Annotated in this window: 28 protein-coding genes; 14 read left to right on the forward strand and 14 right to left on the reverse strand. The window is 62.6% G+C overall.

Features of this window, described 5'->3' with window-relative positions; genetic code table 11:
• The first annotated feature begins 26 nt into the window (after positions 1-26).
• The 5 genes from AC54AG_RS27435 (at position 27) to rpoH (ending at position 5,156) form a co-directional block, all read left to right on the forward strand.
• Positions 27-968, forward strand: coding sequence for a MerR family transcriptional regulator (locus AC54AG_RS27435; protein ID WP_072456900.1), 942 nt, complete (start codon positions 27-29; stop codon positions 966-968).
• A 164-nt stretch (positions 969-1,132) separates the two neighbouring features.
• On the forward strand, positions 1,133-2,200 hold the full coding sequence (ftsY, locus tag AC54AG_RS27440) for a signal recognition particle-docking protein FtsY (protein ID WP_331778604.1): 1,068 nt from the start codon (positions 1,133-1,135) through the stop codon (positions 2,198-2,200).
• Between the two features lie 10 nt (positions 2,201-2,210).
• Complete coding sequence (locus AC54AG_RS27445; RefSeq protein ID WP_139091682.1) at positions 2,211-2,954, forward strand: cell division ATP-binding protein FtsE; 744 nt, start codon at positions 2,211-2,213, stop codon at positions 2,952-2,954.
• Positions 2,951-3,871 (forward strand): permease-like cell division protein FtsX, encoded by a 921-nt coding sequence (gene ftsX / locus AC54AG_RS27450; protein ID WP_070222518.1) that lies wholly within the window; start codon positions 2,951-2,953, stop codon positions 3,869-3,871. The genes AC54AG_RS27445 and ftsX overlap by 4 nt, the downstream gene beginning before the upstream one ends.
• 391 nt (positions 3,872-4,262) lie before the next feature.
• Positions 4,263-5,156 carry an RNA polymerase sigma factor RpoH gene (gene rpoH / locus AC54AG_RS27455; RefSeq protein WP_034748938.1) on the forward strand — a complete coding sequence of 298 codons (894 nt, stop codon included), beginning with the start codon at positions 4,263-4,265 and terminating at the stop codon, positions 5,154-5,156.
• 90 nt (positions 5,157-5,246) lie between these two features.
• On the opposite strand, the gene AC54AG_RS27460 is transcribed toward rpoH, so the two are convergent.
• Positions 5,247-5,513 (reverse strand): hypothetical protein, encoded by a 267-nt coding sequence (locus AC54AG_RS27460; protein WP_034748940.1) that lies wholly within the window; start codon positions 5,511-5,513, stop codon positions 5,247-5,249.
• 178 nt (positions 5,514-5,691) lie between these two features.
• On the opposite strand from AC54AG_RS27460, the gene AC54AG_RS27465 reads away from it, so the two are divergent.
• Positions 5,692-6,144: a hypothetical protein gene (locus tag AC54AG_RS27465; protein ID WP_331778605.1), complete on the forward strand. Its 453-nt coding sequence runs from the start codon at positions 5,692-5,694 to the stop codon at positions 6,142-6,144.
• Between the two features lie 3 nt (positions 6,145-6,147).
• Here AC54AG_RS27465 and AC54AG_RS27470 read toward each other — a convergent pair whose 3' ends face one another.
• Together AC54AG_RS27470 and AC54AG_RS27475 are read right to left on the reverse strand one after the other, a co-directional pair.
• Positions 6,148-6,495 carry an antibiotic biosynthesis monooxygenase family protein gene (locus AC54AG_RS27470; RefSeq protein WP_046683373.1) on the reverse strand — a complete coding sequence of 116 codons (348 nt, stop codon included), beginning with the start codon at positions 6,493-6,495 and terminating at the stop codon, positions 6,148-6,150.
• Positions 6,492-7,595 (reverse strand): cytochrome P450, encoded by a 1,104-nt coding sequence (locus AC54AG_RS27475; protein WP_496632490.1) that lies wholly within the window; start codon positions 7,593-7,595, stop codon positions 6,492-6,494. Before AC54AG_RS27475 ends, AC54AG_RS27470 begins: the two co-directional genes overlap by 4 nt.
• 76 nt (positions 7,596-7,671) lie before the next feature.
• On the opposite strand from AC54AG_RS27475, the gene AC54AG_RS27480 reads away from it, so the two are divergent.
• The 4 genes from AC54AG_RS27480 to AC54AG_RS27495 all read left to right on the forward strand — a co-directional run bounded on the left by AC54AG_RS27480 (position 7,672) and on the right by AC54AG_RS27495 (position 13,117).
• On the forward strand, positions 7,672-8,364 hold the full coding sequence (locus AC54AG_RS27480; RefSeq protein ID WP_338680857.1) for an ArsR/SmtB family transcription factor: 693 nt from the start codon (positions 7,672-7,674) through the stop codon (positions 8,362-8,364).
• 10 nt (positions 8,365-8,374) lie between these two features.
• Positions 8,375-9,106 (forward strand): ABC transporter ATP-binding protein, encoded by a 732-nt coding sequence (locus tag AC54AG_RS27485; RefSeq protein ID WP_496632492.1) that lies wholly within the window; start codon positions 8,375-8,377, stop codon positions 9,104-9,106.
• The gene (locus AC54AG_RS27490) at positions 9,103-11,385 is read left to right on the forward strand and encodes a CPBP family intramembrane glutamic endopeptidase (RefSeq protein ID WP_496632494.1); all 2,283 of its coding nucleotides are present in this window, start codon (positions 9,103-9,105) and stop codon (positions 11,383-11,385) included. Before AC54AG_RS27485 ends, AC54AG_RS27490 begins: the two co-directional genes overlap by 4 nt.
• A 79-nt stretch (positions 11,386-11,464) precedes the next feature.
• Positions 11,465-13,117 carry a patatin-like phospholipase family protein gene (locus tag AC54AG_RS27495; RefSeq protein WP_496632496.1) on the forward strand — a complete coding sequence of 551 codons (1,653 nt, stop codon included), beginning with the start codon at positions 11,465-11,467 and terminating at the stop codon, positions 13,115-13,117.
• Between the two features lie 70 nt (positions 13,118-13,187).
• Here the strand turns inward: AC54AG_RS27495 and AC54AG_RS27500 are convergent, their stop codons facing one another.
• The 5 genes from AC54AG_RS27500 to AC54AG_RS27520 all read right to left on the reverse strand — a co-directional run bounded on the left by AC54AG_RS27500 (position 13,188) and on the right by AC54AG_RS27520 (position 16,764).
• A complete protein-coding gene (locus tag AC54AG_RS27500) occupies positions 13,188-13,406 on the reverse strand; it encodes a hypothetical protein (protein ID WP_034748958.1) in 219 nt (72 codons plus the stop codon).
• A gap of 80 nt (positions 13,407-13,486) precedes the next feature.
• Complete coding sequence (locus AC54AG_RS27505; RefSeq protein WP_034748960.1) at positions 13,487-14,068, reverse strand: TerD family protein; 582 nt, start codon at positions 14,066-14,068, stop codon at positions 13,487-13,489.
• 39 nt (positions 14,069-14,107) lie between these two features.
• A complete protein-coding gene (locus AC54AG_RS27510) occupies positions 14,108-14,803 on the reverse strand; it encodes a TIGR00266 family protein (protein ID WP_099379745.1) in 696 nt (231 codons plus the stop codon).
• A gap of 155 nt (positions 14,804-14,958) precedes the next feature.
• On the reverse strand, positions 14,959-15,534 hold the full coding sequence (locus tag AC54AG_RS27515) for a TerD family protein (protein WP_034748966.1): 576 nt from the start codon (positions 15,532-15,534) through the stop codon (positions 14,959-14,961).
• A gap of 147 nt (positions 15,535-15,681) precedes the next feature.
• Entirely contained in the window at positions 15,682-16,764 is a 1,083-nt protein-coding gene (locus AC54AG_RS27520) for a DUF475 domain-containing protein (RefSeq protein WP_034748969.1), read from the reverse strand.
• Between the two features lie 116 nt (positions 16,765-16,880).
• On the opposite strand from AC54AG_RS27520, the gene nhaR reads away from it, so the two are divergent.
• The 4 genes from nhaR to AC54AG_RS27540 all read left to right on the forward strand — a co-directional run bounded on the left by nhaR (position 16,881) and on the right by AC54AG_RS27540 (position 21,454).
• The gene (gene nhaR, locus AC54AG_RS27525) at positions 16,881-17,795 is read left to right on the forward strand and encodes a transcriptional activator NhaR (protein ID WP_496632499.1); all 915 of its coding nucleotides are present in this window, start codon (positions 16,881-16,883) and stop codon (positions 17,793-17,795) included.
• A gap of 123 nt (positions 17,796-17,918) precedes the next feature.
• Positions 17,919-19,262 (forward strand): MFS transporter, encoded by a 1,344-nt coding sequence (locus tag AC54AG_RS27530; protein WP_496632501.1) that lies wholly within the window; start codon positions 17,919-17,921, stop codon positions 19,260-19,262.
• 86 nt (positions 19,263-19,348) lie between these two features.
• The gene (locus AC54AG_RS27535) at positions 19,349-20,026 is read left to right on the forward strand and encodes a suppressor of fused domain protein (RefSeq protein WP_219330110.1); all 678 of its coding nucleotides are present in this window, start codon (positions 19,349-19,351) and stop codon (positions 20,024-20,026) included.
• An 87-nt stretch (positions 20,027-20,113) separates the two neighbouring features.
• The gene (locus tag AC54AG_RS27540; RefSeq protein ID WP_331778613.1) at positions 20,114-21,454 is read left to right on the forward strand and encodes a hemolysin family protein; all 1,341 of its coding nucleotides are present in this window, start codon (positions 20,114-20,116) and stop codon (positions 21,452-21,454) included.
• Here the strand turns inward: AC54AG_RS27540 and AC54AG_RS27545 are convergent, their stop codons facing one another.
• Genes AC54AG_RS27545 through AC54AG_RS27570 form a run of 6 tightly spaced genes read right to left on the reverse strand, consistent with a single transcriptional unit; the run spans position 21,455 to position 26,608 of the window.
• Positions 21,455-22,531 carry an AI-2E family transporter gene (locus tag AC54AG_RS27545; protein ID WP_496632504.1) on the reverse strand — a complete coding sequence of 359 codons (1,077 nt, stop codon included), beginning with the start codon at positions 22,529-22,531 and terminating at the stop codon, positions 21,455-21,457. It lies immediately after the preceding gene.
• Positions 22,532-22,573: 42 nt separating this feature from the next.
• Positions 22,574-23,167 carry an SCO family protein gene (locus tag AC54AG_RS27550; RefSeq protein ID WP_496632506.1) on the reverse strand — a complete coding sequence of 198 codons (594 nt, stop codon included), beginning with the start codon at positions 23,165-23,167 and terminating at the stop codon, positions 22,574-22,576.
• Positions 23,164-24,063, reverse strand: coding sequence for a heme o synthase (gene cyoE, locus AC54AG_RS27555; protein ID WP_331778615.1), 900 nt, complete (start codon positions 24,061-24,063; stop codon positions 23,164-23,166). The genes AC54AG_RS27550 and cyoE overlap by 4 nt, the downstream gene beginning before the upstream one ends.
• Positions 24,064-25,233 carry a COX15/CtaA family protein gene (locus AC54AG_RS27560; RefSeq protein WP_496632552.1) on the reverse strand — a complete coding sequence of 390 codons (1,170 nt, stop codon included), beginning with the start codon at positions 25,231-25,233 and terminating at the stop codon, positions 24,064-24,066. It abuts the gene before it with no gap.
• Positions 25,234-25,251: 18 nt separating this feature from the next.
• Complete coding sequence (locus AC54AG_RS27565) at positions 25,252-25,881, reverse strand: SCO family protein (RefSeq protein WP_338680851.1); 630 nt, start codon at positions 25,879-25,881, stop codon at positions 25,252-25,254.
• The gene (locus AC54AG_RS27570; RefSeq protein WP_496632509.1) at positions 25,862-26,608 is read right to left on the reverse strand and encodes an SURF1 family protein; all 747 of its coding nucleotides are present in this window, start codon (positions 26,606-26,608) and stop codon (positions 25,862-25,864) included. The genes AC54AG_RS27565 and AC54AG_RS27570 overlap by 20 nt, the downstream gene beginning before the upstream one ends.
• Positions 26,609-26,638 lie beyond the last annotated feature (30 nt).

Consider the following 26,638-nt stretch of genomic DNA (forward strand, 5'->3'; position numbering starts at 1 on the left):
TTTGGCATGCGAGCAAGCCCCCTGGTATGGATACTGACCTGCAACCTACTTCCGCCTTCAGCATCAGCGATGTCGAGCGCGATACCGGGCTGGCCAAGGAAACCTTGCGTGTGTGGGAGCGCCGCTACGCCTTTCCCCAGCCCCAGCGCGACGCCTTTGGCGAACGCAGCTATCCGGCCGAGCAAGTGCAGAAGTTGCGCATGGTTAAGCGCCTGCTGGACCTCGGATTTCGTCCGGGAAAAATCATGCAACACAGCACCGTGCAACTGCAGCAGCTGGCCAGCGCCGGCAGTGCGGCGCCGTCAACGCCCGCACCCCAGCTCGAACACTACCTATCGCTGTGCCGTGGCCACCAGATGGCGGAACTGGGCGACGCCCTGCGCCAGGCGCTGGCCGTGCTGGGTTTGAAAGCGTTCACCATCGACGTGATCGCCCCCCTCACGGGCATGGTGGGCGAAGCGTGGGCTTGCGGCGACCTGGCCGTGTATGAAGAGCATCTGTATAGCGAAACCTTGCAAACGGTGATGCGCCACGCCATCTTTTCCCTGCCGCAAGCAAGCAGCCCGTCCACGCGCACGCCGCGCATCGTCCTCAGCACCTTGCCGCAGGAGCGCCATGGCCTGGGGCTGCTGATGGCCGAGGCGCTGTGCGCGGCGGCCGGCGCCCATTGCATGTCGCTGGGGGTGGAAACGCCGCTGACGGACATCGTCGCGGCCGCCCGCGCGCAGCGGGCCGACATCGTCGCGCTGTCGTTTTCCAGCGCCAGCAAGCAACGGCAGACGCGCGACAGCCTGCAGCAGCTGCATGCAAGCTTGCCGCCAGAGATGGAATTGTGGGCCGGCGGACGCAGTCCCGTGCTGTACAAGCAGCCGCCAGCCTTTTTGCACGTGCTGGACTTGCGGCAAGTCGAGGAAAGCATCGCCGACTGGCGCCGCCGCCATCAGGCGCTCGCCCTGCAAACCCACTGAACCGGCTGGAAAGCGCGGCAACTGCGGCGATCTCCGTGGATAGCCGCGCAATGTTGCCAATCGAACAGTAAAGCATGAAGGGCCGGGCGCGCTCTGGTAGAATAGCCGGATCAACAGTGTCCGGCGCCGCCGGGCCTTAGGTCAGCACCCGCCACCACACATCCATGTTTAGTTTCTTCAAGAAAAAACCCATCGCTCCCGAGGCTGCGCCAGCCGAGCCTCTCGTCCTTCCCGCCGCTACGCCGCCTGCCGCGCCAGCAGCAGCCCCGTCCGCTGAACCGCTGAGCGGCGCGCCGGCCGAGCTCGTGCCCGTGATCGTGGCCGCCGAACCCGAGAAAAAATCGTGGATGACGCGCCTGAAGGCCGGCCTGTCGAAAACCTCGAACACCTTGTCCGTGCTGTTCGTCGGCGCGAAGATCGACGACGCCCTGTACGAAGAGCTGGAAGCGGCCCTGCTGATGTCCGACGCGGGCATCGACGCCACGGAATTCCTGCTCACGGAATTGAAGAAAAAGGTCAAGGAAGACAAGCTGCTCGACGCCGCCGCCGTCAAGGCCGCGCTGAAAGTGCTGCTGATCGAGCTGCTCTCGCCACTGGAAAAGCGCTTCGAGCTGGGCCGTCACAAGCCGCTGGTGATGATGATTTCCGGCGTGAATGGCGCCGGCAAGACCACCACCATCGGCAAGCTGGCCAAGCACATGCAGTCGAACAACCAGTCCGTGCTGCTGGCTGCGGGCGACACCTTCCGCGCCGCCGCGCGCGAACAGCTGATGGTCTGGGGCGAGCGCAACAACGTCACCGTGATTTCGCAGGAATCGGGCGACCCGGCCGCCGTGGCCTACGACTCCGTGCAATCGGCGAAGGCGCGCGGCATCGACGTGGTGATGGTCGATACGGCGGGACGCTTGCCGACGCAGTTGCACCTGATGGAAGAATTGAAGAAAATCAAGCGCGTGATCGGCAAGGGCATGGATGGCGCGCCGCATGAAACCCTGCTCGTCATCGACGGCAATACGGGCCAGAACGCCCTCACGCAAGTGAAAGCGTTCGACGATGCCCTGCAATTGAGCGGCCTGGTGATCACCAAGCTGGACGGCACCGCCAAGGGCGGCGTGCTGGCGGCGATAGCCCGCGTGCGTCCCGTGCCCGTGTACTTCATCGGCATCGGTGAGAAAATTGAAGACTTGCAGCCTTTCGTGGCTGCCGAATTTGTCGAAGCGCTGCTCGGATAAGCCTACCTACATGATTGAATTTCAGCACGTCTCCAAGCAATACTCCCCCGATGCCGTGGCGCTCAGCGACATTTCGCTCAGTATTGCCAAGGGCGAGCTGGTGTTTCTGGCCGGCCCGTCCGGCGCCGGCAAATCCACCTTGCTGAAAATGATCGCCGCCATGGAACGCCCCACGTCGGGCAAGCTGATCGTCAATGGCCAGGACATGGCGAAGATCAAGCCGGCCGGCGTGCCGTTTTTGCGCCGCAACATGGGCCTGATCTTCCAGCAGCAAAAGTTATTGAACGACCGCTCCATCCTGGCCAACGTCATGCTGCCACTGCTCGTCGTCGGCGCGCACAAGGCGGCCGCCGAGCAGCGCGCGCGCGCCGCGCTCGACAAGGTGGGATTGCTGGACCGCGCCATGGCGCGTCCGCTGTCGCTGTCGGGCGGCGAGCAGCAGCGCGTGTCGATCGCGCGCGCCATCGTCAACCGGCCGCAGATCATCCTGGCCGACGAACCGACGGCCAACCTGGACCGCGCCAGCGCCAACAAGGTGCTCGACGCCCTGAAAGCCTTCCACTCGGTGGGCGTGACCTGCCTCATTTCCAGCCATGACGAACAGATGCTCGACGCCGCCGCCCGCGTAATTCACCTCAAAAACGGCCAGCTGGTGGCCATCGACAAGGCCACGCAAGCGCCCGTCTTCGCCCCGCCCGATCCCGATTTTGCACCGTCCCCCAACCAAGACGACGCTCAGGGAGAACAGCCATGAGAGGCTGGTTCCGTCAACACCGCTTCGCGCTGGGCTCGGCGCTGATTCACTTGCGCAAGTCGCCGGGCGGCTTCCTGTTGAACGTGCTCGTCGTCGCCATCGCCCTGTCGCTGCCGTTCGCCGGCTTGACCATGCTCGACAACGTGCGCCCGATGTCGGAACAGATGTCGGTCGACCCGGAAATCAGCGTCTTCCTGAAGATCGACACGCCGCGCGAGCAAGCCGTGGCTCTGGCCAGCGCCATGCGCAAAATCGTGGGCGAGCAAAAGGCAAAGATCGTCTTCATCCCGCGCGAACAGGCGCTCGACACCCTGAAAAACAAGAATGGCCTGGCCGACGTGCTGAGCACCCTGGGCGACAATCCCTTGCCCGACAGCTATGTGCTGAAGCTCGACGCCTTCAGCAGCGCCAGCGAAGCGCAGGATGTCGATGCCGTGGCGGAACAGCTGCGCCATTTGCCCGGCGTGGAATCGGCGCAGGTCGATTCGGCCTGGGTCAAGCGCCTGGCGGCCCTGCTGGGCGTGCTGCGCCTGGTGCTGCTGCTGCTGGCCATCACCCTGGGCGTGGCCGTGATCGCTGTGGTCTTCAATACCATCCGCCTGCAAGTGATGCAGCAGCGCGATGAAATCAGCATCTCGAAACTGATCGGCGCGACGGACACCTTCATCCATCGCCCCTTCTATTACACGGGCGCCCTGCTGGGCCTGTGCGCCGGCGCGCTGGCCCTGGGCGCCGTGGCGCTGGCCTTGCAACCGCTGAATACCGCGATTGCCGAGTTTGCCCGCCTGTATGCGTCCGAATTCCAGCTGGTGCCGCTGGCGCCGCTGCCGATGGCCGGCTTGCTGGCCGTCAGCGCCGGCCTGGGCCTGATCGGCGCCTTCCTCTGCGTGCAGCGCCACCTGGCGCGCCTGAACTGACCATCCCTTCCATGGCGGCGCCTTCGGTGCCGCCATGCGTCTCCCATACTGCTGTTATCTTGATATTAAGCAAGTATTCTTAAGGCTCGCTTCAGCCAGAGGCCGTAGACTAGCTACGTGGTCAAATCGCTGTTCAGAGATATATATCAAGCATTAATCCGCCATAGTATTTAGGCTATCAGGACGATTAAATGTGCTGATTGGCACTCTCAGGCAGAGAGTGCTAATATAGGGACATACCAAAGGCAGTAGCGCCATGGACGCCAGATGAAGATGGTGCCGCGCTCTGCAAGTGCAAGACCGGATACGCAAAAACGAACAGACAACAGGACCACGTCGCGTGACGTGGCCAACTGGAACAAAGCAAGACTACGAGGGAGAAAACATGACTATGATGTCCGCAACGTCCGCATTGGTTCCGACCAAAAGTAATGCGCTGGGCCTCGGTTTCACTGGCAATCTGGGCAATATCGACGCCTATATTTCGGCCGTGAACCGCCTGCCCATGTTGACCCACGACGAAGAAATTTCGCTGGCGAAACGCCTGCGCGAAAAAAATGACCTGGCCGCCGCGCAAGAGCTAGTGCTGTCGCACCTGCGCCTGGTGGTCTCGATTGCCCGCGGCTATCTGGGCTATGGCTTGCCGCATGCCGACCTGATTCAGGAAGGCAACATCGGCTTGATGAAAGCCGTGAAACGTTTCGATCCGGACCAAGGCGTGCGCCTGGTGTCGTACGCCATGCATTGGGTGAAAGCCGAGATGCATGAGTACATCCTGAAAAACTGGCGCCTGGTCAAGGTCGCGACGACGAAGGCACAGCGCAAGCTGTTCTTCAACCTGCGCAGCCACAAGACGGGCCTGGATGCGATGACGCCGAAGCAGATCGATGCGCTGGCCAAGCTGCTCGACGTGAAGCGCGAAGAAGTGATCGAGATGGAAACGCGTTTGAGCGGCCGCGACATTGCACTGGAATCGCCGACCGACGATGAAGACGACAAGTTTTCGCCGATCGCCTACCTGTCGTCGGAGCAAAGCGAGCCGACCAAGGTGCTGGAAGCGGAACAAGTGACGCGTTTGCAATCGGAAGGCCTGGAAACGGCCTTGAGCAAGCTGGACGCCCGTTCGCGCCGCATCATCGAAGCGCGCTGGCTGGCCAACGACGACGGCTCGGGCGCTACCCTGCACGCGCTGGCAGAAGAGTTCGGCGTATCGGCCGAACGCATCCGCCAGATCGAAGTGGCGGCGCTGAAAAAAATGAAGGGCGCCTTGGCCGCCTGGGTGTAATCGCAAGCAATGCCGCAATGCAAAAGGCGCCGCAAGGCGCCTTTTAGTTTTACAAGTTGATGTTTATCAACAGATAAACATGGCAGCCCATTAAGCTGCGGCCAAGCCCTTGACGAGGACTTCGGCGACCAATTCATTCAGATCCGCACCGCGCTCCTTGGCCAGGGTCTGCAATTGCAAGACCAGATCGCTGTTCAGCTTGACGGCGAATGGCACCAGACCCAGGGCCTGGTCGCGCTTGCGCTGCTCGCGGCGGTCGACGACCACCGCTTCCTTACCGAATGCACCGGCGCCGGGAACATTCATCTTTCCCATCAGTTTCTTGGCATCGCTTTTGGCCAGGTCGGTTTTTTTCATGGTTGTTTCCTGATTTTCAAAACAGCCATTTTACGCAGTAATCGGCGCGCCGCGTGGCCGGCGCGTGAATTCATCGGCAGCACGTCAATAGTGCGCCAGAAAAATATCATTTTGTTACTATCATTTTATCCCACGCGTGCACAGGCACGCCCGGGACGCTCTACCTGAAAGGAAAAACATGCATTCTCTGACCCGCTCTTACCGCACCATGCTGCTTCCCCTGTTCTTCGCCTGCCTGGCCGTACTGGCCGGCTGCGGCGCGGCCGGCAGCGCCGGCGACGCGGAAAACACGCCGCGCAGCGTCACCCACGTGCTGTCGCCGGGCGAACAGGTCGCCATCACGGCCACCGATACCCTGAAACTCGAGCGCGTCAACGACAGCCGCTGCCGCAAAGGCGCCGTGTGCGTATGGAAAGGCTACGTCAGCTACAGTTTCAGTTTGCTCAACAGTGCGGGCGCCACGGACATCGTCCTGTCCGATTCCATGCCGGGCGCTTCCAGTTCCGTCACCGTCAACCACCTGACGTTTACCTTGCTCGACGTCGATCCGGCCACGCCGCCAGCCCTGAACGCAGAACAGCCCACCTACCGGGTCAAGGTCAAGATCACGCAGGGCGCCCTGCCCCGCTAAGCGCTAGGCATCGTGGCGCTGGCGGCTGTCGGTCGGCGCCTGTTGCCGGTCCAGCATGCCGTAATCGCGCACGACGGCGGCGATGCGCAGCCGGTAATCGTCAAATACGCCCTGCCTGCCAGCCGATTGCGCCGCCCGGTGCGCTTCCAGCTGCCGCCACTGCGCCAGCGCCGCCTCGTCGCGAAAGAACGACAGCGACAGCAATTTGCCCGGCTCGCTCAAGCTGCTGAAGCGCTCGATGGAAATGAAACCATCGACTTCGTCGAGCAAAGGCCGCAGCGCGGCGGCCAGATCCAGATACTGCTGGCGCCCTTCTGCACTGGGCCACACTTCAAAAATCACGGCGATCATGCGCTCGCTCCTTGCGTAAACACAGGGATGCGGGCGTTCAGCGACGCTTGATAACACCACGCCAGCGGCAAGTCTTCCAGCCTGTCGGCCCACGCTTGCAAACAAGCTGCGGCGATGGCGTGCGCGATGGACTGGCCCGGACAGACGTGGCGGCCATGGCCAAAGCCCGACTCCGCATGGCCGGCGCTGGCCAGCACGACGACGATCATCTGCCCCGCAGGCACGCGCACGCCATCGCATTCCACAACGTCCACCGTGTAGCGGCGCGTGTTATGGATCGAGGGATCATGCCGGCTGACTTCGCGCAGCATGGCCGGCCAGCGCTCAGGCGACGCGCGCAGTTGCGCCAGCAACTCCGGCTGCGCGTGCAAGGCAACGATGGCATTGCCCAGCAAGCCGGCCGTGGCGTCGCACGTCTGCGACAGCAAGCCCACGAGGTTGGCCAGCAGGCCGCTCCCCATGGCATCGGTCTCTGTCGCGATACTGGCCAGCAGGCTGCCCGGCCTCGCGTTGCCCTCGCGCAGCAAGTGGCCCAAACCTTGCAGCAGGGAATCGGCAGCCTCCTGCGCGCCAGCCAGTTGTTCACCATTGCTCAGCGGCGACAGGCAAGCAACAAAATCGCGCGTCCAGGCGGCCAGCGCCGGCCATTGCGCTGGCGCAAAGCCCAGCAAGTGGGCCATGACGAACAGCGGCAGTTGAAAAATCGCCTCGTTCAGCTGGGCGGCGCTGGCGGGAACGCGGTCACCAGCGAGATGTGCGACCTGCCGCTGCAGCCGCGCCAGGTCCACCTGGGCCAAGGCGCGCGCCAGCACCTGTTTCGGCACGGCATGCCGCTCGCCATCGTTCATGCGCACCAGTTCGGCAAAAATCGCACCGCACGGCGTGCCTGCCAGATTCTGCGGCACGCCCAAGCCCGGCGGGCGCACGCGGCAAGCGGGATGCTCGAGCACGGCCTGCACGCCGGCCGCGCCCGTCGCCAGCCAGCAATCGAGTGCCGCATCGAAACGCAGCGGCGGGCCGTCCGCCAGGCGGCGATAGTAGTCATACGGCGCCGCATGGGTGACGGCGGAAAAAGGGTCGGCGGGATCGGCGAGATGCATGCGCATTCCATTGCAGTGAGGTGGGGACACGAGTATGCTGGTCCTTCCACCACAACACTTCGCCAGCGAACGAATCATGGATGACAAACTTCCCTCGGCCGACATGGGCCTGGCGCAACTGGCCGGCGCCATCGCCGAACCGGCCCGCGCGCGCATGCTGTGCAGCCTGCTCGATGGCCATGCGCGCACGGCCACGGAATTGTCGACGCTGGCCGAAGTGGGCGCCTCGACGGCCAGCGCCCATCTGACCCGCTTGCGCGACGATGGCTTGCTGTCAATGGTGGCGCAGGGCAAGCACCGCTATTACCGCCTGGCCAGCGCGGAAGTGGGCCAAGCCCTCGAAGCGCTGCTGGTGGTGGCCGGCGTGCCGGCAACGCCGTTTACCCCTTCGACACCGGACCGCTTGCGCCATGCGCGCACCTGCTACGACCACATGGCCGGCACCGTCGCCGTCGCCCTGCACGACCAGTTGCACGCGCAGGGCTGGCTGCTGGACGACGGCGGAGAATATCGTCTGTCGGAAGCGGGCGCGGCCGGCATGGCGGCCCTGGGCATCGACGTGCAGCAATTGCTCCAGCAGCGCCGCCGCTTCGCCTGCGCCTGCCTGGACTGGAGCGAACGGCGTGCCCACCTGGGCGGCGCGCTGGGAGCCGCCCTGCTGCAACTGGCCCTGCGCCAGCGCTGGGCCGAGCGCGAACTCGACAGCCGCGCCCTGCGCATCACGCCGGCCGGCGAGCGGCGCCTGCTGGCCGCCTTCGGCGCTTGCTGAGGGACAGACGATGATCACATTCCAGGGCCTGGCCAAACAGTACGGCAGCTTCGAAGCCGTCAAGCCGCTGACCTTGCAAGTGGGCAAAGGAGAAGTCTTCGGCTTCCTGGGCCCGAACGGGGCGGGCAAGACCACCACCATCCGCATGCTGATGGGCATCCTCGTGCCCAGCAGCGGGCGCGTGCTGGTTGACGGTCTCGACTGCCACCGCGACGGCGCCGCCGTCAAGCGCAAGGTCGGCTATTTGCCCGACAATCCCATCTTTTACGACTATTTGCGGGGCCGTGAAATCCTGCAATTCGTGGCCGAAATGCATGGTTTTTCACGCACGGAAGCGGCCACCCGCGCTGCGCGCCTGCTCACGGAATTCGGGCTCGACGAGGCGAGCGAGGATTTCGCCATCAATTACTCGCTGGGCATGAAAAAGAAACTGGGCCTGGCTTGTGCGCTGATACACGATCCGGCCGTGCTGATCCTCGACGAACCGATCAACGGCCTCGACCCGCGTGCTTCGCGCGACGTGCAGGAACGCTTGCTGCGCATCGCCGCGGCCGGCACCACCATCTTCGTTTCCACGCATTTGCTCGATATGGCGCAAAAACTGTGCAGCCGCGTTGCCATCATCCACCGGGGCGCCCTGGTCGCCACGGGCAGCCTGGACGATATCCGCCGGCAGCTGTCCAGCGACGGCAGCCTGGAAGACCTCTTCCTGCAACTGACCGATGAAACGTCCACGGCATGACACCGGCGCCACCCACCGCCTGGCGCGCCGTCTGGCTGCTGACCCGCTTGCGCCTGCAGCGCCTGCTCAACGTCAGCGGCAGGGGCTTTTCCTTCAAGAAAAACAATAAAAGCCGCCCCGCCACGCCGGGCAAGCGTGGCGGGCGCTGGCTGCTGGGCGCGCTGCTCTTGCTGCCCATGCTGCTGTCCTTCGGCAGCATCGCCCGCCATAGCGTGCTGAACATGCATTGCCTGCTGGACCAGGTCGCCGCCTGCCAGGCGCGCGGCAGCCTGCACACGGGCAGCCACCTGCTCGACCCCGTCATTGCACAACTGATGGCCACGCCGTTCAGCGCGGCGCTGACCGGCGGGCTGACCCTGCAGTTGGCGCTGCTGTGGCTGGTCAGCGTCCTGCTGCCGCTGGGCATGGGAGAACTGTCGAAGCCGGACTGGGATCTGGAATCGCTGGTCACCCTGCCCGTCGAGAAAAGCACCTTGCTGTGGGCGCGCGTGCTCGAACGCACGCTCGTCAACCCGGCGGGCTTGCTGGCCCTGTGGCCCAGCACGACAGTGATCGCCTGGTATTCGGGCCAAGGCTGGATGTCCCCTTTGTCCGGCCTGCTTGCCAGCCTGGTCCTGCTGGCCCTGGCCGCCATGCTGCGCACCCTCATCGACACGGGTTTACGCCTGTCGCTCACGCCATCCCGGCTGGGCAATCTGCAGGCGGTGATGTCGCTGGCCGGGCTGTTGCCCATGTATATGGGCATGTCGTTCGGCATGGGCACGGGTGGCTTCGCGTATGCGTGGGCGGCCGCCATGCCCGCCTGGAGCAGCTGGACGCCGCCGGGCATGCTGCTGCGCGTGCTCAATGCCAATGGCATGGCCGCCTTGCTGCCCGCCGCTCTGCTGCTGGCGCAAATGCTGCTGCTGATGTGGCTGGGCATGGCCATCCTGCGCCGCCAGCTGCGCCACGGCGTGGTGGGCCAGGGACAGCGCGAAGGCGCGCGCAAGCCGGCAGCGGCGCCATTGCCTACACGCCGGTGGCGCCCGCGCATCGGCACGGCGATCCAGCGGCGCGAACTGACGTTGCTTTTGCGCGACCGCAATTTTCTCGTGCAAACCCTGCTGATGCCCGTGCTGATCCTCGGCGGCCAGGCCCTGTTTACAGGCCAGGCGCGCGACCTGCACGCGCTGCTGGACAATCCCGTCCTGCTGGCCTCGACGGGCTTCTTCCTCGGCACCTATGTGCTGCTGATGTCGGCCTTCCAGACCCTCAACAAGGAAGGCGGCGCGCTGTGGCTGCTGTACACGTTTCCCGTTTCCGTCGAACAGGCACTGCGGCAAAAGGCACAGCTGTGGGCCGCGCTGGCCCTGCTGTATCCATTGATCCTGTTTGGTGCGGCGCTGGCCTGGCAAGACGCCTGGCGCTGGGAAATGGCGGGTTTGATGCTGCTGGCGCTGGCCGGCATCCCCCTGTATTCGCTGATCGCCGTGGCGCTGGGCGTGTTTGCCAGCGATCCGCTGGCCATGGAAACCACGGCCAAGGTGCGCCCCACTTACACGTATCTGTATTTGCTGCTCACCGGCCTGTACATTGCCGCGCTGGCCGCCGGCAGCCTAGTGCAGCAACTGGTGTTTGTCGTGCTCACGGGCGCGCTGGCCGTGGCCCTGTGGCAAAAGGCGCGCGACGCTTTGCCCTACCTGCTCGATCCGGCCGCCTCGCCGCCGGCCAGAATCACGGCGGCCGATGGCCTGATCGCCGCCATGCTGTTTTTCATTCTGCAAACCTTGCTGCTGATCCTGCTCAAGGACCAGGCAGCCGCGCCGCTCACGTATGTGCTGCTGCGCCTCGTGTATTGGCGCGCCGGGACGGCCGGCGTGCCGCGCATGGCACAGGGCCGCCAGCCGTGGCGCTGGGGAGTCGCCGGCGCCTGTGCCGCGGCGCTGTTCGGCATCGGCTACGCGGCCCTGTTGCCGCCAGCATCGTCGCCATTGATGCATATCAATGGCAACGGGCTGTGGCTGCTGGCCCTGGGCGTGCTGGCCGCGCCCCTGTGCGAGGAATTCATCTTCCGCGGCTTGCTGCAGGGCGGCCTGCGCCGCTCGCTGCCGGCCTGGCAGGCGATCACTGTCGCCGCCGCCCTGTTTGCCACCGTGCATCCACCCGCCGCCATGCTGCCCGCCTTCGCGCTGGGCCTGTGCACGGGCATCGCATACGAGCGCAGCGGCGCGCTGCTGGCACCCATGCTGGTGCACGCCGGCTACAACGCCGCCCTCGTCGCGTACCAGTTGCAAGGATAGATACAGGCAAAGACAAGTTTGCTAGAATCGCACACGATTTCCGTCCGTATCCCAACCAATGACTACGCACAGATCACGCATGAATCCACGCTTGTTTGCACCATGTATCCTCGTTGCGCTGCTGAGCGGCTGCACGGTACTCGCCCTGCGCCCCAACAGCGGCGTCGAAAACCGCATGTTCACCGTGCAGGAAGCCCCGCGCCTGCGCATCGATGCGCCCAAGGCGCGCATCCAGAATCCCATGCCCAACGACCACTTCATCGGCATCGCCCTGTCCGGCGGGGGCAGCCGCGCAGCCAATTTCTCGGCCGCCTCCTTGGAGCAACTGGAACAGTTCGGCCTCGTCAGCGGCGCCTCGGCCATCTCCGGCGTCTCGGGCGGCGCAATCGCGGGCGGCTACTATGCGCTGCATGGCAAGCAGACGGATTGGCCTTTGCTGCGCAGCAAGCTGAAAACGGATTTCTTCGGCCAGACCATTTTGAAACCGGCCAACCTGACGACGATGTTGTTGACGAACAAGACACGTACCTCGTTCCTGTCCGACGTGTTTGACGATGTGCTGTACGACAAGAAAACCTACGAGGACTTGCCGCACGACGGTCCCATCTTCCTGGCCAACGCGACGGACGCCACCGATGGCGGCAAGCGCGTGGTGTTTTCCTATGAGTATTTTTACGGCACCCTGCATTCGCCGATCCAGGATATCCGCCTGGCCACGGCCGTGGCCACCTCGGCCGCCTTTCCCGGCGTGTTCGATTCCGTCACCTTCGAGCGTTTCCGCCCGAAAAACACCTTCGTGCCGGAGCTCGGTTCCGAGTCGCGCGAATCGCCGTCGTACGTGCACCTGTTCGATGGCGGCGCGGCCGACAACCTGGGCGTGGAAACCCTGTGGGACGTGGCCTTGACGCAGCTGTACGGCAACGACATGGCCGTCGTGCCGCCGCGTTTGAACAGCAAGCCCTTCATCCTCATTTCCATCGATGCCAACGCGCCCAATTCCAGCGCCGTATTCGAAAAGATGTCGGACGAGCGCCAGCCGCTGGACCGCATCTTCAACAAGAATATCTACGATGCCGTCGACGCCCTGTTTTCGCGCCAGCGCAAGGAAAACCTCGTCAAGATGGGCTTTGGGCAAGCCCGCTTCGATACCATCACGCATGAAAATTTTGGCGACCTGAGCCAGAAATTCGTCAAGGGCAAACGTACCTCGGCCTTTGCCATCCCCGTACTGTGCCGTCCCCATCTGGGCCAGTACCGCTGCGAAGTCGACGCGGCCGATCCACTGCCGGGCCAGATCCGCACGCGGCTCGAAGGCTTTGCCTGGCATATTTCCATCGACCAGATCGCCTCGCTGGCGCTGCGCCTGGCCAGCGGCGATGCGCAAGTCGACAGTGCCCGCAAGGAAGAACGCGCCGCCCTCGTCAAGCTGCAACGCCTGGCCACGCAGACGAAAACCCATCTGAAGCTGACGGGCCCGGAAAATTGCAGCCCGGAAGTGCTGCAATCGGCGCTGTACAGCGCGGCGCGCGTGCTGATCCTCGACGACGAGGAATCGCGCTTCGCCCTGTGCGACTACATGCTGGCGGGCCAGCTGATCAATGACGACACCGTCTGCAAGCAGCGCTATGTGCATGCCGTACCCCGCTTCGCCATCGAAAGCGAAGATTTGCAGTACCGCAACCTGAGTTCGGACGGCAATTCCGTGAACGTGCCGATACGCTGCAAGAAGTGAGCGGGCACGAAAAAGCCCGCACGATCACTCGTGCGGGCTTTAGCGCAAGGATTCCAAGCGCCCGGTTGATTTAAATCAACCGACTACGCCTGCGCATGTAGCTGCGGCTTAACGCACCTTCCAGTTCCTGCTCCGATTTATGCTGGTTCACCGTGTACAGGGCCCACAGGGCCGCCGGCACCCAGCCGATCACAGTGCACTGCAAGATCAAGGCGGCGGCACCGGCCAGCGGGCGCCCCAGCATGAAAAACGTGAGACACGGAAGTAGCAAGGCTATCAGCAATCGCATCACGACATACTCTCCTTCAAAATAGAGCAGCGGACAAGGGCCGGTATCCGGTCCGTCCCCCGCCCGCTGCGTACTGCTCCTTATAGATGCACGGCTATCTGCGGCATCAGGTCGTCAAACGTGCGACCGTTGCCGTTTTCGCCGATGGCGTGCATCTTCCATTCGCCGTTATGGCGGTACAGCTTGGCCATGATCTGTGCCGTGTGGGTACCTTGCACAGACAGGTTGAAACGCGCGACTTCCTGGTTATTGCTGGCATTCAAGATGCGGCAATAGGCGTTTTCCACCTGCGAGAAGTTCTGGCCAGTAAAGCTGTTGACGGTAAAGACCAGGCTTTTCACGTGCGCCGGCACTTTCGACAGATCGACATTGATCTGTTCGTCGTCGCCATCGCCCGCGCCCGTGCGGTTGTCGCCCGTGTGGACAATGCTGCCGTCCTTGCTTTTCAGCTGGCGGAACCAGACGATGTCGGACGTGCTCTTGTTTTCATCGAACATGACGCACGACGCGTCCAGGTCGACGGCTTCCGTCTTCGAACCGAAACCGAGGAAACCCTTGGTCTTGGCCGCATCCCAGCCCAGGCCCATGGTGATACGGGTCAGGGTGGTACCAGCTTCTTTGTCCAGAGAAATCTTCTGGCCCTTGCTCAAATTGACAGACATACGCATAGCTCCTGTTTGCTTGGTTACATCAAATATTAGTTACGCCGGCTTGCTTTGGGTCCAGGCGAGGAAGGCCGCGCGGTTGCGCGAGCACACGAGGATTTTTCCCGTGCCTGAAAACTTCAGTACCATGCCCTCGCCGCTGGTCTGGCTGTTGATCAAATTGCCCAGAAAGCCGCCGCTGCTGCCGGTCGTCATGGAAATTTCGTATTGCAGGCGGTTGTCCCAGCACACGACGTGCGAGTTATCGATCACCACGTCCTTGCCAGGCGTCACTTCCAGTATCGACATCGCGCCAAAACCGGACACCGCCAACTGGCCGCTGCCTGCCGTCTCGGTAATGAAAAAACCACCGCTCTGGGCAAACAGCGCGTTGCCAAGGCTCTGCGTGCGCACCTTCAATTCCACGCCAGCACTGGCCGCCACGAAGGCGCCGTCGCTGATCATGTATTGTTGGGCACCCACCTCGAGCACCCGCATCGCACCAGGCAGAGTCGGCGACAGCAGACAGTCGCCGTCGCCCCGCATGGCTTCGATATGCTGCTGAAAGAACGATTCCCCGTTGGCAAAGGTGCGCATCAGCGCGGCGCCTATGCCGCCAGTCATCTTGCCTTTCAGCTCAAGATTGGTTTCCATCATCACCATCGCATTGGATTCGCAATAAATCTTCTCACCCTTGGCAAGCGACACATGCAGGAACGGGTCGACGTCCCCGGTAATAGTAAAAACTGGCATACCTGTTCCTCCGCGGAACACCTGACTAAACCTACTGCGCGTCGGTATAGGCGGCCTGCGATGCTCACCGTACTCGAGTACGGTTGCGCTTCTTAGCCACCTCTCCCTTCCGCTCGCTACGGTTTTGTCAGGCGTTGTGACTTTTAAATCAAATCTTATACACCTACACCAAAAGAGGCGGCGAGTGGGCCCAGACCGCCTTTGTAGCCCTGGCCGATGGCCTTGAATTTCCAATCGGCGCCATTGCGGTAGATTTCGCCGAAGACCATCGCCGTTTCGGCCGAGCCGTCTTCCGACAGGTCGAAGCGGGCGATTTCCGTGTTGCCGTTGGCATTCACGCAGCGTACGTACGCCTTCGATACCATACCAAAGTTTTGCTTGCGCGCTTCGGCATCGTGAATCGTGACGCAGACGGCGATCTTGTCGATCTCGGCTGGCACTGTGGCCAGGTCGACCATGACGGTTTCATCATCGCCATCGCCGGCGCCCGTGGTGTTGTCGCCCGAGTGGGTGACGGAACCGTCGCTCGATTTCAGGTTGTTGTAGAAAATCATGTCGACGTCGGCGCGTACCTTGCCGTCCGCCTTCAACAGGAATACGGAACCGTCGATGTCGAACGCGGCGCCATCGGTGGCGCGGGCATCCCAGCCCAGGCCGATGATCATCTTCGAGATGCCAGGAGCTTCTTTGCTCAGGTTGACGTTGCCGCCTTTTTGCAGACTGATTGCCATGATGTATTTCTCCTATGTGAAATAAAAGTCCAGCGATAATTAACTTGCAAAACACCTGGCGCCCTCCACCGGCCCGACTCCCCAGGCCGGCGGCGGCGCTTGCTGCATCACGCTGGCAAACGGGTGTAGACGTTTGCCGCGTATCTCTTACGCCTTGGCTGCTGCTTCCAGCTCAGGCTGTTTATCTTCCGTGCCTTCCAGCAAGGCCATGCGTCGCTTGTAACGGATCGACGACCACAGCGAGGCAAGAATGAAGGCCACGCCGATCAGACCCGTGAAGATCTCGGGAATGTGGAACTTCATGCTGACCAACATGATCACGGCCAGGATACCGATCGCATAGTGCGCGCCGTGCTCCAGATAAACGAACTCGTCGAGCGTACCCTTGCGCACCAGGAACACCGTCATCGAACGCACGAACATCGCGCCGATAGCCAGGCCCAGCATGATGATCACGACATCCTTGGTGATGGCAAACGCGCCGATCACGCCGTCAAAGCTGAACGAAGCGTCGAGCACTTCCAGATACAGGAAGCCGCCAATACCGCCGCGCTTGACGATGTCGCCCATGTTGCCGTCGCCGTTATCGCCTTCCAGCAAGCCGCTGATCACGTCGACACCCACGTAGGTCAGGATACCCCACAGGCCGGCCGTCAGGACCACCAGTTTCTGGCCTTCTTCGATCATCGACAGGCTGGCCATCAGGGTGCCCAGCGCGATCATCACGGAAATCGATGATACCTTGCCCAGCGCGCCCAGTTTTTCTTCAATACGGCCCAACCAGTGCGTTTCTTTTTCATCGTCCAGCAGGAAGTTCAGGAACACCAGCAGCAGGAAGATGCCGCCGAAGGCCGCCACTTCCGCATGGTGATTCGTCAGGTGCATCGAGTACTGTTCAGGATTGCTCAGTGCCAGATTCCAGACTTCCATCAAGCCCAGGTCCGCCGCTTGCGCCACGATGACCAGCGGGAACAGCAAACGCATGCCGAAGACGGCGATGATGATGCCGACGCCCAGAAATAGGCCCTGCCAGAACTTGTCCCAGTTCTTCAGCACCGAGGCGTTGACCACCGCATTGTCGAACGACAGCGAGACTTCCATCACGCCCAGGATCACCGCGATACCGAGCGCCGCCAGCATCGTCTGCACGCCACCGTGCGTGTAACCCCACCAGGCGGAAATGCCCAGGCAGATAAATGTCACTAGAAATGACACTCTGAAATGTTTCATCGATAGTTCCCTTTATCCAAATTCAATGGAACGTAGTATAGGGACGTGCGACACATTTAAAAATAGAAGATAATGGAAGTATTACTTCGTAAAAACAGAAGATAGAGGGTGCAGCGATGAAAACCACGGGCTTCAATTACCGCCATTTGTACTTCTTTTGGGTGGTCGCCAAGGAAGGCGGCGTGACGCGCGCGGCTGAACGGCTGGGACTGGCCGTGCAAACCATCAGCACGCAGCTGGCCCTGCTGGAAAAGGAGCTGGGCAAATCCCTGCTGCAGCCGCAGGGACGGCGCTTGGTGCCGACGGAAGCGGGCCGCCTGGCGCTCGGCTATGCGGACCAGATTTTCCTGCTGGGCGAACAGATGCAGGACGCGCTGGCCGATGCGGACGCGGAAAAGATGCGCCTGACGGTGGGCATTTCCGATTCGCTGCCGAAACTGATGGCGTACCGCATGCTCGACGCCACGCGCAGCCTGGACCAGCCCATCAAACTCGTGTGCCTGGAAGACGAATTCGAATCCCTGCTGGCCGACCTGGCCCTGCACAAGCTGGACCTGGTGCTGACGGACCGCGCCGTGCCGGCCGGCGCCAGCCTGCGCGTGTCCAGCCACCTGTGGGGCGAGAGCGCCATGAAGCTGTTCGGCATCCCCGCGCTGGCCGAACAATACCGCGACAATTTCCCGCACAGCCTGCACGGTGCGCCATTCCTGCTGCCGGCGCGCAACAACGCCTTGCGCGGGCGCATCGACGAATGGATGGTGCAGCAAGGCGTGCGCCCGGACGTGGTCGGCGAATTCGAGGACAACGCCATGCTCAACGCGTTTGGCCGCAAGGGCCTGGGCCTGTTCTTCGCGTCCGCCAGTCTGGCGGCCGATATCGAAGAGCAATTCGGCGCCGTGCTGGTCGGCGACGCCTCATCCCTGCGCGAACAGTTTTACGTCATCTCGAACGAGCGCAAGATCATGCACCCGGCGCTCGACGTGATCCTGGCGGCCATCCAGGGCCACCCGAAGATTCACAAGGAAAGCTGATAAATCCATTCGAAAATAACGTTTGAATAATCAATCAAAAGCGATTGTAATAAAGCCTGAGACAAACACGCGCCCAGCCCTCGCCGGAAGGGTGCGATCACCATAAAAAACAGGAGCGGCACCATGTCCACGGCAGGCAAGACGATCGATATTCCCGATCTCATCAATAACAACAAGATCGGCTCTTTCCAGATCGGCATGCTGATCCTGTGCGGGCTGTGCGTCATCATGGATGGCTTCGACGTGCAGGCGATGGGCTATGTGGCCCCGGCCATCATTGCCGACTGGCACGTGAGCAAAGCCAACCTGGGCCCCGTGTTTGGCGCGGGCCTGCTGGGCATGCTGGTCGGCTCGCTCGTCTTCAGCATCACGGCCGACAAATTCGGCCGCCGTCCCGTGCTGATCGGCTCGACCATCTTCTTTTCGCTGTGCATGCTGGTCACGCCGCTGGCAACGACCATCGAGCAATTGCAGCTGATCCGTTTCATCACGGGACTGGGCCTGGGCGCCGTGATGCCGAACGCCATGGCCCTGGCTGGCGAATACAGCCCCCTGCGCAAGAAAGTCACGCTGATGATGCTGGTCTCGTGCGGCTTTACCCTGGGCGCCGTGCTGGGCGGGCTATTGTCCGCCGCGCTGATTCCCGCCTTCGGCTGGCAATCCGTGTTTTACGTGGGCGGCGTGGTGCCGCTGGTCATCGGCGTGCTGATGTTCTTCCTGCTGCCGGAGTCGATGCAATTCCTCGTGCTCAAGAAACGCAAGCTGGACAAGGTCGCCAAGTGGCTCAAACGCATCGACCCGACGGTGACCATCACGGCCGACACGCAATACGTCGTGCATGAGAAGGAACACAAGGGCGCGCCCGTGCTGCAATTGTTTACGGGCGGCCGCGCCAAGATGACGATACTGCTGTGGGTCATCAACTTCATGAACTTGCTGAACCTGTATTTCCTGTCAAACTGGCTGCCGACCATCGCCAAGGAAGCGGGCCTGTCGACGGCCAACGCCGTGCTGGCCGGCACGGCACTGCAAGTGGGTGGCACCATCGGCACCCTCGTCATGGGCCAGCTGATCGACCGCTCGAGCTTCCGCCGCATCCTGCTGCCGTGCTTCCTGGTCGCCGCCGTGGCCATTGCCCTGATCGGCCGTCCGGACGTGTCGCTGGCCTTCCTGTTCATCACGATTTTCATCGCCGGCTTTTGCGTAGTGGGCGGCCAGCCTGCCGTCAACGCCCTGGCGGCCAGCTACTATCCGACCACCCTGCGCTCGACGGGCATCGGCTGGAGCCTGGGCATCGGGCGCATCGGCTCCATCATCGGCCCCGTGCTTGGCGGCGAGCTGATCCGCCTGAACTGGCCCAACAGCACGATTTTCCTCGTCGTCGCCATCCCGGCCATCGTCTCTGCCGTCATGGTCTTTGCCATGCGCGGCGGGCCGCAAACGGCTCCCGCCAAGCTAGCGGCCTGAGGCCGGCGCATCGGCCAGTTGAACCGTACGCCGTCATAAAGTTGCATGTTTTATACTCAAATGCTCATCCATTTCAGTGAACCGACATGACCAACATTAGCAATGACGGCGCCGCAAGCAGCCTTCTGGAAACAGCCTGGGCCCAGCGCGAAGAAACGCTCTATACAGCCCTGTTCGGGGACCTGGGACCGGGCATCTACCCGCTCGACCTGTCCCTGTTCGAACAGCTGTTCAACTGCACGCAAGTCGACCCGCGCTGGCTGCATATCGGCGTGTTCGAATGCCCGCCGACGCCCGAGCGGCCGCACTGGGTCTACGTGTCGTCGGGCCTGTCCAACCCATGGGACGACGAACCCGATGCGGAGGAAGAGTGGACGGGACTGGGCCGCGAACTGCTGCTGGAGTGCCCGCAACAGTCGCCATGGGCGCTGGCGCTGGTGCGCAGGTTCGCCGCGTATCAGATGCTGCTGGCGGCTGGCCGCTTCGGTGACCAGGAACCGCTGGACGTCTGGGACCGCATGTCCGTTGGCGGCCCCATCGATGGCCAGCAGTCCGCGCTGAGCGCCATCATCATGGTGCCCAGCAAACATTACCCGGAAGAATATGCACTGGTCTCGGGAAAATTTGCCTTCCTGCAGATTATCGGGCTCAGCGCTGCCGAGCTGGCGCATGGCCGCGCGCACGACTTCGAGGACTTGCTGCAGACGCTGGGCGACCAGGGCGCCGCGCCGCTGGTCGACGCCGCACGCCGCAGCATCGTGTAAAACCGCAGGGCCGATTCGCCGGAAATTAGGATACTGCGCCCTTCGTCGTTTAAGATGACGTTTTACCAGCCCATCTTCAGCGCCCCCATGCACAATGTCTTGCTAGTCCTGCTCGCCCTCTTCCTGGTCGCGCTGAACGGTTTTTTTGTTGCCGCCGAGTTTGGCATCGTCACATTGCGGCGCACGCGCATCCGCGCCATCGCCAAGACGCAGGGACTGCGGGGCCGCATCCTGGCCAAGGTGCATGGCCAGCTGGACGCCTATCTGTCCGCCTGCCAGCTGGGTATCACCCTGGCGTCGCTGGGCCTGGGCTGGGTCGGCGAACCGGCGTTCGCCGGCTTGCTCGAGCCGCTGTTCGGCGCCATCGGCGTCACGTCGCAAGAGCTGATCCATGGCGTCTCCTTCGTCGTCGCCTTCAGCGTGATTTCCTTCCTGCACATCGTCGTGGGCGAACTGGCGCCTAAATCGATGGCCATCCGCAACCCGGAAGCCGTCGGCCTGTGGAGCGCGATTCCCCTGTATGGTTTCTACTGGACCATGTACCCGGCCATCTACCTGCTCAACGCCAGCGCCAACTGGGTGCTGCGCCTGGCGGGCCTGTCCGGCAAGGGCGGCCACGACGCCCATTACTCGTCCGAAGAACTGAAACTGATCCTGCGCACCAGCCAGCCCGGCGAAAAGTTTACGCGCGACGAGCGCAACATCCTGGCGCAGTCGCTCGATTTCGAACAGATGACGGTGTCGGACCTGATGCGCCCGATCAATGAAGTGATCGCGCTGCACGCGTCGAATACCCTGGAAGAAAACCTCGACACGGTGCTGCGTAACCGCTTCAGCCGCTACCCGTATTTCGACATGAATGAAGACGACGTGCTCGGTGTCGTGCACCTCAAGGATCTGTTCTTTGCCCAGCAGGCGGGCAAGCCGATCACCTCGCTCACGCCGTTCCTGCGTCCCGTGGACATCATTTCCGCCCGCACGCCGGCACTGGAACTGTTCCGCCGCTTTCGCGACGGCGCGCCCCACTTCGCCCTGATCGGCGAAAAGGGCAAGCGCCCGCTGGGCTTCATCACCCTGGATAACTTGCTCGGCGCCATGGTCGGCGAAATCCGCGATGAATTCCGCCGCAATGAAAACGACTGGCTCAAGCAGAGCGACGGCACCCTGATCGGCAAGGCCAGCCTGCCCATCTTCTCGCTCGAACGCATCCTCGGCATCGATATCGAAAACGAGGAACTGGGGCTGGACGACGTGGAATCGGTGGGCGGCTTGATCATGGTCAAGCTCGGTGACATTCCGAAGCAGGGCCAGCGCATCACCTTTGTCGACTTCGACATCGTCGTCAAGAAGATGAACGGGCCCCGCATCGTGCTGATCAAAGTGATCCCGAAGCAGGAACGGGACCTGGATGCGGATTTAAGAGATTAACTACTTCTTGCTCGTCAGGGTATCTTTGCCCTGCGGCACGGTGGTCTCGCCCACCGTCCACGTTTGCAGCAAGCTGTACAGCACTGCCAGCAGGGTCGGCCCGATAAAGATGCCGACGAAGCCGAAGGCCAGCACGCCGCCCAGCACACCGAGCAGCACAAGCAAAAACGGCAGGCTGCTGCCGCGGCTGATCAGCATGGGTTTCACCACGTTATCCACGCCGCTGATCAGCAAGCCTCCCCACACCAGCATAAAGATGCCCCAGCCCGTCTTGCCGTCATTGAACAGCCAGATGGCCGCGCCGCCCCAGATCAAGGGCGGTCCCACGGGGATCAGCGAAAAGATGAAGGTGGCCACGCCCAAGAGGGCCACGGCCGGCACGCCGGCGATCAGAAAACCCACCACGGCCACCAGCGCTTGCGCCAGCGCCGTGCCCAGCAAGCCGTACATGACACCGCGCACGGTGCGGCTGATGGTCAGGCCCACGCCCGGCGCGCTGTCGCCGATGATGCGGCCGGCGCCTGTCATCAGGGCGCGGCTCAGCTGCTGGCCGTCGCGGTAGAGGAAGAAGCTGACGAACACGGCCAGGCTGGTCTGTGCCAGGCCCGTACCCAGCAGGATGCCGCCGGAAGCGAGGAAGTGGCGCGCCGGTTCCAGCATCGTCTTGCCTAAATTGAGTAATTCCTCGCGGTCAGCGAGCAGGCGATCCACGTAGCCGGCGATGGTTTCGCCCACCACGGGAATGCTGGCCAGCCAGGCCGGTGGATGCAAGCTGCCCGTTTCCAGCGCGGCGCGCAACTGTTCATAGATGCGCGACACATTGTCGGCCAGGTTGTAGGTGACGAGGGCCAGCGGCAGCACGATGACGAGCAGCAGCGACAGGGTCATGATGGCGGCCGCCCAGTTGCGCCGGCCTTTCAGGCGTTCGAGCAGCAGCAAGTACAAAGGCCAGCTGGAAATGCCCACGCAGGCGGCAAACAGCATGGCAGCGAGGAAGGGCCGCAAGACGAAAAAGCAGCCGATCAACAGGAAGATGATGGCTGCCAGGCGGGCGTGGGGCTCGAAACGTTTGTCCATGTACTGCATGTCCTGAAGATGGCGCCTAGCGGCGCGACCGGATCAGGATAGCAGAAGTTTAAGATCGTGCGCGATGGCGGCGGGCTTTTCGCCGTGGCGCACGAACAGGCGGATCTTGCCGTCGCGGTCGAACACATAGGTGCCGGCCGTGTGGTCGACCGTGTAGCTGCTGTCCGTCTCGCCCTCGACCTTGGCGTAATACACCTTGAATTCCTTGGCCACCTTGGCCGTCGCGGCCGCGTCGCCATACAGGCCGACGAAACGCTTGTCGAAGGCCGGCACATATTGCGCCAGCAAGGCTTGCGTGTCGCGCTCGGGGTCGACGGTGACAAACAGCACTTGCACTTTATCCGCCTGCGGGCCCATCTCCCGCATCACCTGGGCCATGTCGGCCATGGTGGTAGGGCACACGTCCGGGCATTGCGTGTAGCCGAAGAACACCAGCACCAGCTTGCCCTTGTAGTCGGCCAGGGTGCGCGGGTGGCCCGTGTGGTCCGTCAGCGCGAACTCGCGCGCATAGCCGAGGCCCGTCACGTCCGTGTTCTTGAATGCCAGCTTGGTCGCGGCAGGCTTGCCGCAGCCGGCCAGGACGGCGACCAGCGCGGCCGCCAACAACAGAGTCAGGGTTTTTTTCATGTGCCGAGGGGAATGTAGTGGTCGACCAGCAAGGCCGCGAACAGCAAGGCCAGGTAGATGATGGAAAACGTAAACGCCTTGCGCGCGATCAAGTCCGTGTAGTGGCGGTACATCTTCCACGCGTAGTACAGGAAGCCGGCGTTGAGCACCACGGCCGAGGCCAGGTAGATCAGGCCGCTCATGCGCACGGCGTATGGCAGCAAGGTGGTGGCGGCCAGCGCGATCGAGTACAGCCAGACGTGGAATTGCGTGAATTGCATGCCGTGCGTGACGGGCAGCATGGGCAGGCCCGAGCGCGCGTAATCGTCGCGGCGGTACATGGCCAGGGCCCAGAAGTGCGGCGGCGTCCAGACAAAAATGATCAGGACCAGCAACCACGCCTGCATCGGCACGTCGTTGGCGACGGCCGCCCAGCCCAGTGCGGGCGGCATGGCGCCGGACAGGCCGCCGATGACGATGTTCTGTGGCGTGGCCGGTTTCAGCACCATGGTGTAGATCAGCGCATAGCCGACAAAGGTGACAAAGGTCAGCCACATGGTCAGCGGATTGACGAGGTGATACAGAATCGCCATGCCCAGGCCGCCGATCACCAGCGCGAATACCACCGTCTGTTTCACCGTGATGTCGCCCATGGCCATCGGACGGCGCGCCGTGCGGGCCATGCGCGCATCGATCTCGCGCTCGGCCAGGCAATTGACGGCAAACGCGGCGCCCGCCAGCAGCCAGATACCGATGGTGCCGAACACCACCGCGCGCCAGTCAGGCAACTCCTCGCTGGCCAGGAACATGCCGATGACGGCGCAAAACACGGCCAGTTGCGTCACGCGGGGCTTGGTCAGCGCCCAATATTGGGCGATGCGGGGGGATGGTTTACGGCTGATGGTCTGAGTAGTCATTTATGCGATACGGGAAGGACTGGCTGGTGCCGAGGGCACTGGCGCGGAGGCGGAAGCAGATTTCCGCGCTACATCGAGTTGGAATTTAGCCTTGTAGTTTAACATGGTCAGCAATAACACGAGCAGCGCCGCCCCGCCGTTATGCAGGACGGCAATCGACAATGGCCAGCTCAGGTAAATCGTCGCCAGGCCCGTGGCCGCCTGCAGAACCAGCACCAGCGCAACCCAGCGGGCCGTGCTGCGCAAGGACGGCAGTTTCCACGCGCGAAACACCGTATAGCCGATGCCAGCCAGCACGATGAAGGCGAAATTGCGGTGCACCCAGTGGATGGCCGTCAGCGCGGAAAACGGCAAGTAATGGCCGGCGGCCGTCTTGCCCAGTTCGCGCCACAGATGGAAACCATGCTCGAAATCCATTTCCGGAATGACCTTGCCGCCGCACAGGGGGAAATCCGTGCAGGCCAGGGTGGCGTAGTTGGTGCTCACCCAGCCGCCCAGCGCGATCTGCACGGTCAACAGCACCAGCGAAAAGATGGCCAGCGCGCGCACAGGGCGCAGCACGGCAGCGTCCGCATCGGCGCGCAGCAGGGGTTGGACGGCATGGTCCTGGCGCCCGCCCAGCCATGTCAGCATGGTCAGCAAGCCCATGCCCAGCAGCAAGTGGATGGTGACGATCACGGGCTGCAGTTTCAAGGTCACGGTCCAGGCCCCGAACGCGCCCTGCAGGCAGACGAACAAAAACAGCGCCGTGGGCAGCGCGGGCGCAAATTCCTCGCGTTTGCTTTTCTTCCACTGGCGCCACGCCTGCACCATCATCGCCACGATCAAGACGCCTATGGCCATGGCCAGGTAGCGGTGGGTCATTTCGATCCACGCTTTCACCACCGTCACGGGGCCCGTCGGCATCAGCGTTTCCGCCGCCACGATGTGCTCGTGCGCCAGGAAAGGATTGGCCGAGCCATAGCAGCCGGGCCAGTCCGGGCAGCCGAGGCCGGAATCGGACAGGCGCGTAAAACCGCCAAACATGATCAGGTCGACCGTCAAAAAGACGGCGATCCACACGAGCTTGCGGTATTTATTGGCGTCCGCGGACACCCAGACCATGGTCAGTGGCAGCAGCGCCACCAGCAGACCCGTCAAGCCCAGCTGGGCCAGCGCGGAGAGATGCATCGTCGGCATGCAGACCCCTCAACCGATCGCCGAAGCTTTGAGCAGCTTGGCGATGTCTTTCTTGATCTTGTTCGGGTCCGCGTCTTTCGGGAAGCGCATCATCAGATTGCCCAGCGGATCGATCAGGTAGAAATGGTCGCTGGTCTTGCCGCCCGGCTCCACGGGCAGCCACGCTTTCAGGGCGTCGCTATTGACGCGCAGCATGCTGGTGCCGTCGAATTCGCGCATCACGAGCGTGTCGAGCGGCTGGGCATCCGTCACCAGCCAGACCCGTTCCAGGCGTTCGCGTTCCTTGCCCTGCATAAGGCGAAGTTGTTGCATGTCAAACAATTGCTTCTTGCATGCTTCCTGGCAATCGGACGGCCCTGTCTGCAGCAGCACCCACTTGCCCTTGAATTGCGCCAGCGGCGACGCCTTGCCGTCCAGTTCCGTCACCTGCAGTTGCACCTCGGGTATCGGGTACAAACGCGGGTCGATCAGGGCGCCGTAATTGTTGCGGCCCGTGGGCTTGATGATGTAATACGTGAAATACGAGGCGATGATGGGAAACGCGCACACGGCCACGACGGCCAGCAGTTTCCACCGTCCCGTATTTTGTGCCTGTTTATTGCTGCTGTCTTGCGTTGCTTCAGGGTTGTTTGTTTGCACGTCGAAATCCTGTAAAGACAAAAAATAGAAAAGCCATCAGTGCCAGTGCGTACCACTGGAATGCATAGCCGCGGTGCTTGTCGGCGCCCAGGTCGGGCGCCGGCCAGTCGCGCACGGGAAGCTGGCTGGACGCTGGCGCTGTTATTCCGTCGACTGTTTGTTCAACGATGAACGGCTGCAAGGCCAGGCCACTGGCCTGGGCCAGCTTGCCGATATCGGCATTTTGCACGATGGCGTGCGGCGCCAGGGCCGGCGCCGTGCCCAATTCCATCACATGGCCCGCGTTCAGGCGCGCGATGCCGGAAATCGTCACCGTACCGGCCGGTGTCGTGTAGTCGGGAATGCGCGTGCGCTCGGCATTGTTGCGCGGCAGCCAGCCCTGCGCCACGAGAACGTGCATGGCTGAACCGTCGATCCGGAATGGCGTGAGCACGTGAAAACCGGCCTGGCCCTTGTAGGGGCGGTTGTCCAGGTACACCGTCCAGGCGGGCACGAAATGGCCCGTGACGGTGATCCTGCGATATTCGATCGCTTGCGCGTCGCTCGGCAACATGGGGGCGGCCGTCAATGCCAGGGGCGCGGCCTGGTTGCCTGCGGCGAGTCTGGCGGCGCGCGCGACTTTCTCGTCGCCACGGCGCTGCTGCCATTGCGCCAGCGACACGCCCAGGGCCACCAGTAGCAGCATTACAACAAATGGAATCCATCTAAAATGGAAGCGGATACGCATTACAATGAAACCTCCTCAAGCTTGGCGCTA

Source organism: Janthinobacterium sp. BCJ23, from assembly GCF_059617945.1.

Excerpts from the sequence above, each read along its gene's own strand:
- AC54AG_RS27470 (WP_046683373.1), bottom strand. The coding sequence starts at position 6,495 with ATGATCGCCGTGATTTTTGAAGTGTGGCCCAGTGCAGAAGGGCGCCAG.
- ftsY (WP_331778604.1), top strand. The coding sequence starts at position 1,133 with ATGTTTAGTTTCTTCAAGAAAAAACCCATCGCTCCCGAGGCTGCGCCA.
- AC54AG_RS27505 (WP_034748960.1), bottom strand. The coding sequence starts at position 14,068 with ATGTCTGTCAATTTGAGCAAGGGCCAGAAGATTTCTCTGGACAAAGAA.
- AC54AG_RS27510 (WP_099379745.1), bottom strand. The coding sequence starts at position 14,803 with ATGCCAGTTTTTACTATTACCGGGGACGTCGACCCGTTCCTGCATGTG.
- AC54AG_RS27435 (WP_072456900.1), top strand. The coding sequence starts at position 27 with ATGGATACTGACCTGCAACCTACTTCCGCCTTCAGCATCAGCGATGTC.
- AC54AG_RS27465 (WP_331778605.1), top strand. The coding sequence starts at position 5,692 with ATGCATTCTCTGACCCGCTCTTACCGCACCATGCTGCTTCCCCTGTTC.
- AC54AG_RS27485 (WP_496632492.1), top strand. The coding sequence starts at position 8,375 with ATGATCACATTCCAGGGCCTGGCCAAACAGTACGGCAGCTTCGAAGCC.
- AC54AG_RS27495 (WP_496632496.1), top strand. The coding sequence starts at position 11,465 with ATGAATCCACGCTTGTTTGCACCATGTATCCTCGTTGCGCTGCTGAGC.
- ftsX (WP_070222518.1), top strand. The coding sequence starts at position 2,951 with ATGAGAGGCTGGTTCCGTCAACACCGCTTCGCGCTGGGCTCGGCGCTG.
- AC54AG_RS27535 (WP_219330110.1), top strand. The coding sequence starts at position 19,349 with ATGACCAACATTAGCAATGACGGCGCCGCAAGCAGCCTTCTGGAAACA.
- AC54AG_RS27550 (WP_496632506.1), bottom strand. The coding sequence starts at position 23,167 with ATGAAAAAAACCCTGACTCTGTTGTTGGCGGCCGCGCTGGTCGCCGTC.
- rpoH (WP_034748938.1), top strand. The coding sequence starts at position 4,263 with ATGATGTCCGCAACGTCCGCATTGGTTCCGACCAAAAGTAATGCGCTG.
- AC54AG_RS27540 (WP_331778613.1), top strand. The coding sequence starts at position 20,114 with ATGCACAATGTCTTGCTAGTCCTGCTCGCCCTCTTCCTGGTCGCGCTG.
- AC54AG_RS27500 (WP_034748958.1), bottom strand. The coding sequence starts at position 13,406 with ATGCGATTGCTGATAGCCTTGCTACTTCCGTGTCTCACGTTTTTCATG.
- AC54AG_RS27515 (WP_034748966.1), bottom strand. The coding sequence starts at position 15,534 with ATGGCAATCAGTCTGCAAAAAGGCGGCAACGTCAACCTGAGCAAAGAA.
- cyoE (WP_331778615.1), bottom strand. The coding sequence starts at position 24,063 with ATGACTACTCAGACCATCAGCCGTAAACCATCCCCCCGCATCGCCCAA.
- AC54AG_RS27475 (WP_496632490.1), bottom strand. The coding sequence starts at position 7,595 with ATGCATCTCGCCGATCCCGCCGACCCTTTTTCCGCCGTCACCCATGCG.
- AC54AG_RS27460 (WP_034748940.1), bottom strand. The coding sequence starts at position 5,513 with ATGAAAAAAACCGACCTGGCCAAAAGCGATGCCAAGAAACTGATGGGA.
- AC54AG_RS27490 (WP_496632494.1), top strand. The coding sequence starts at position 9,103 with ATGACACCGGCGCCACCCACCGCCTGGCGCGCCGTCTGGCTGCTGACC.
- AC54AG_RS27445 (WP_139091682.1), top strand. The coding sequence starts at position 2,211 with ATGATTGAATTTCAGCACGTCTCCAAGCAATACTCCCCCGATGCCGTG.
- AC54AG_RS27560 (WP_496632552.1), bottom strand. The coding sequence starts at position 25,233 with ATGCATCTCTCCGCGCTGGCCCAGCTGGGCTTGACGGGTCTGCTGGTG.
- AC54AG_RS27570 (WP_496632509.1), bottom strand. The coding sequence starts at position 26,608 with ATGCGTATCCGCTTCCATTTTAGATGGATTCCATTTGTTGTAATGCTG.
- AC54AG_RS27530 (WP_496632501.1), top strand. The coding sequence starts at position 17,919 with ATGTCCACGGCAGGCAAGACGATCGATATTCCCGATCTCATCAATAAC.
- AC54AG_RS27520 (WP_034748969.1), bottom strand. The coding sequence starts at position 16,764 with ATGAAACATTTCAGAGTGTCATTTCTAGTGACATTTATCTGCCTGGGC.
- AC54AG_RS27480 (WP_338680857.1), top strand. The coding sequence starts at position 7,672 with ATGGATGACAAACTTCCCTCGGCCGACATGGGCCTGGCGCAACTGGCC.
- AC54AG_RS27545 (WP_496632504.1), bottom strand. The coding sequence starts at position 22,531 with ATGGACAAACGTTTCGAGCCCCACGCCCGCCTGGCAGCCATCATCTTC.
- nhaR (WP_496632499.1), top strand. The coding sequence starts at position 16,881 with ATGAAAACCACGGGCTTCAATTACCGCCATTTGTACTTCTTTTGGGTG.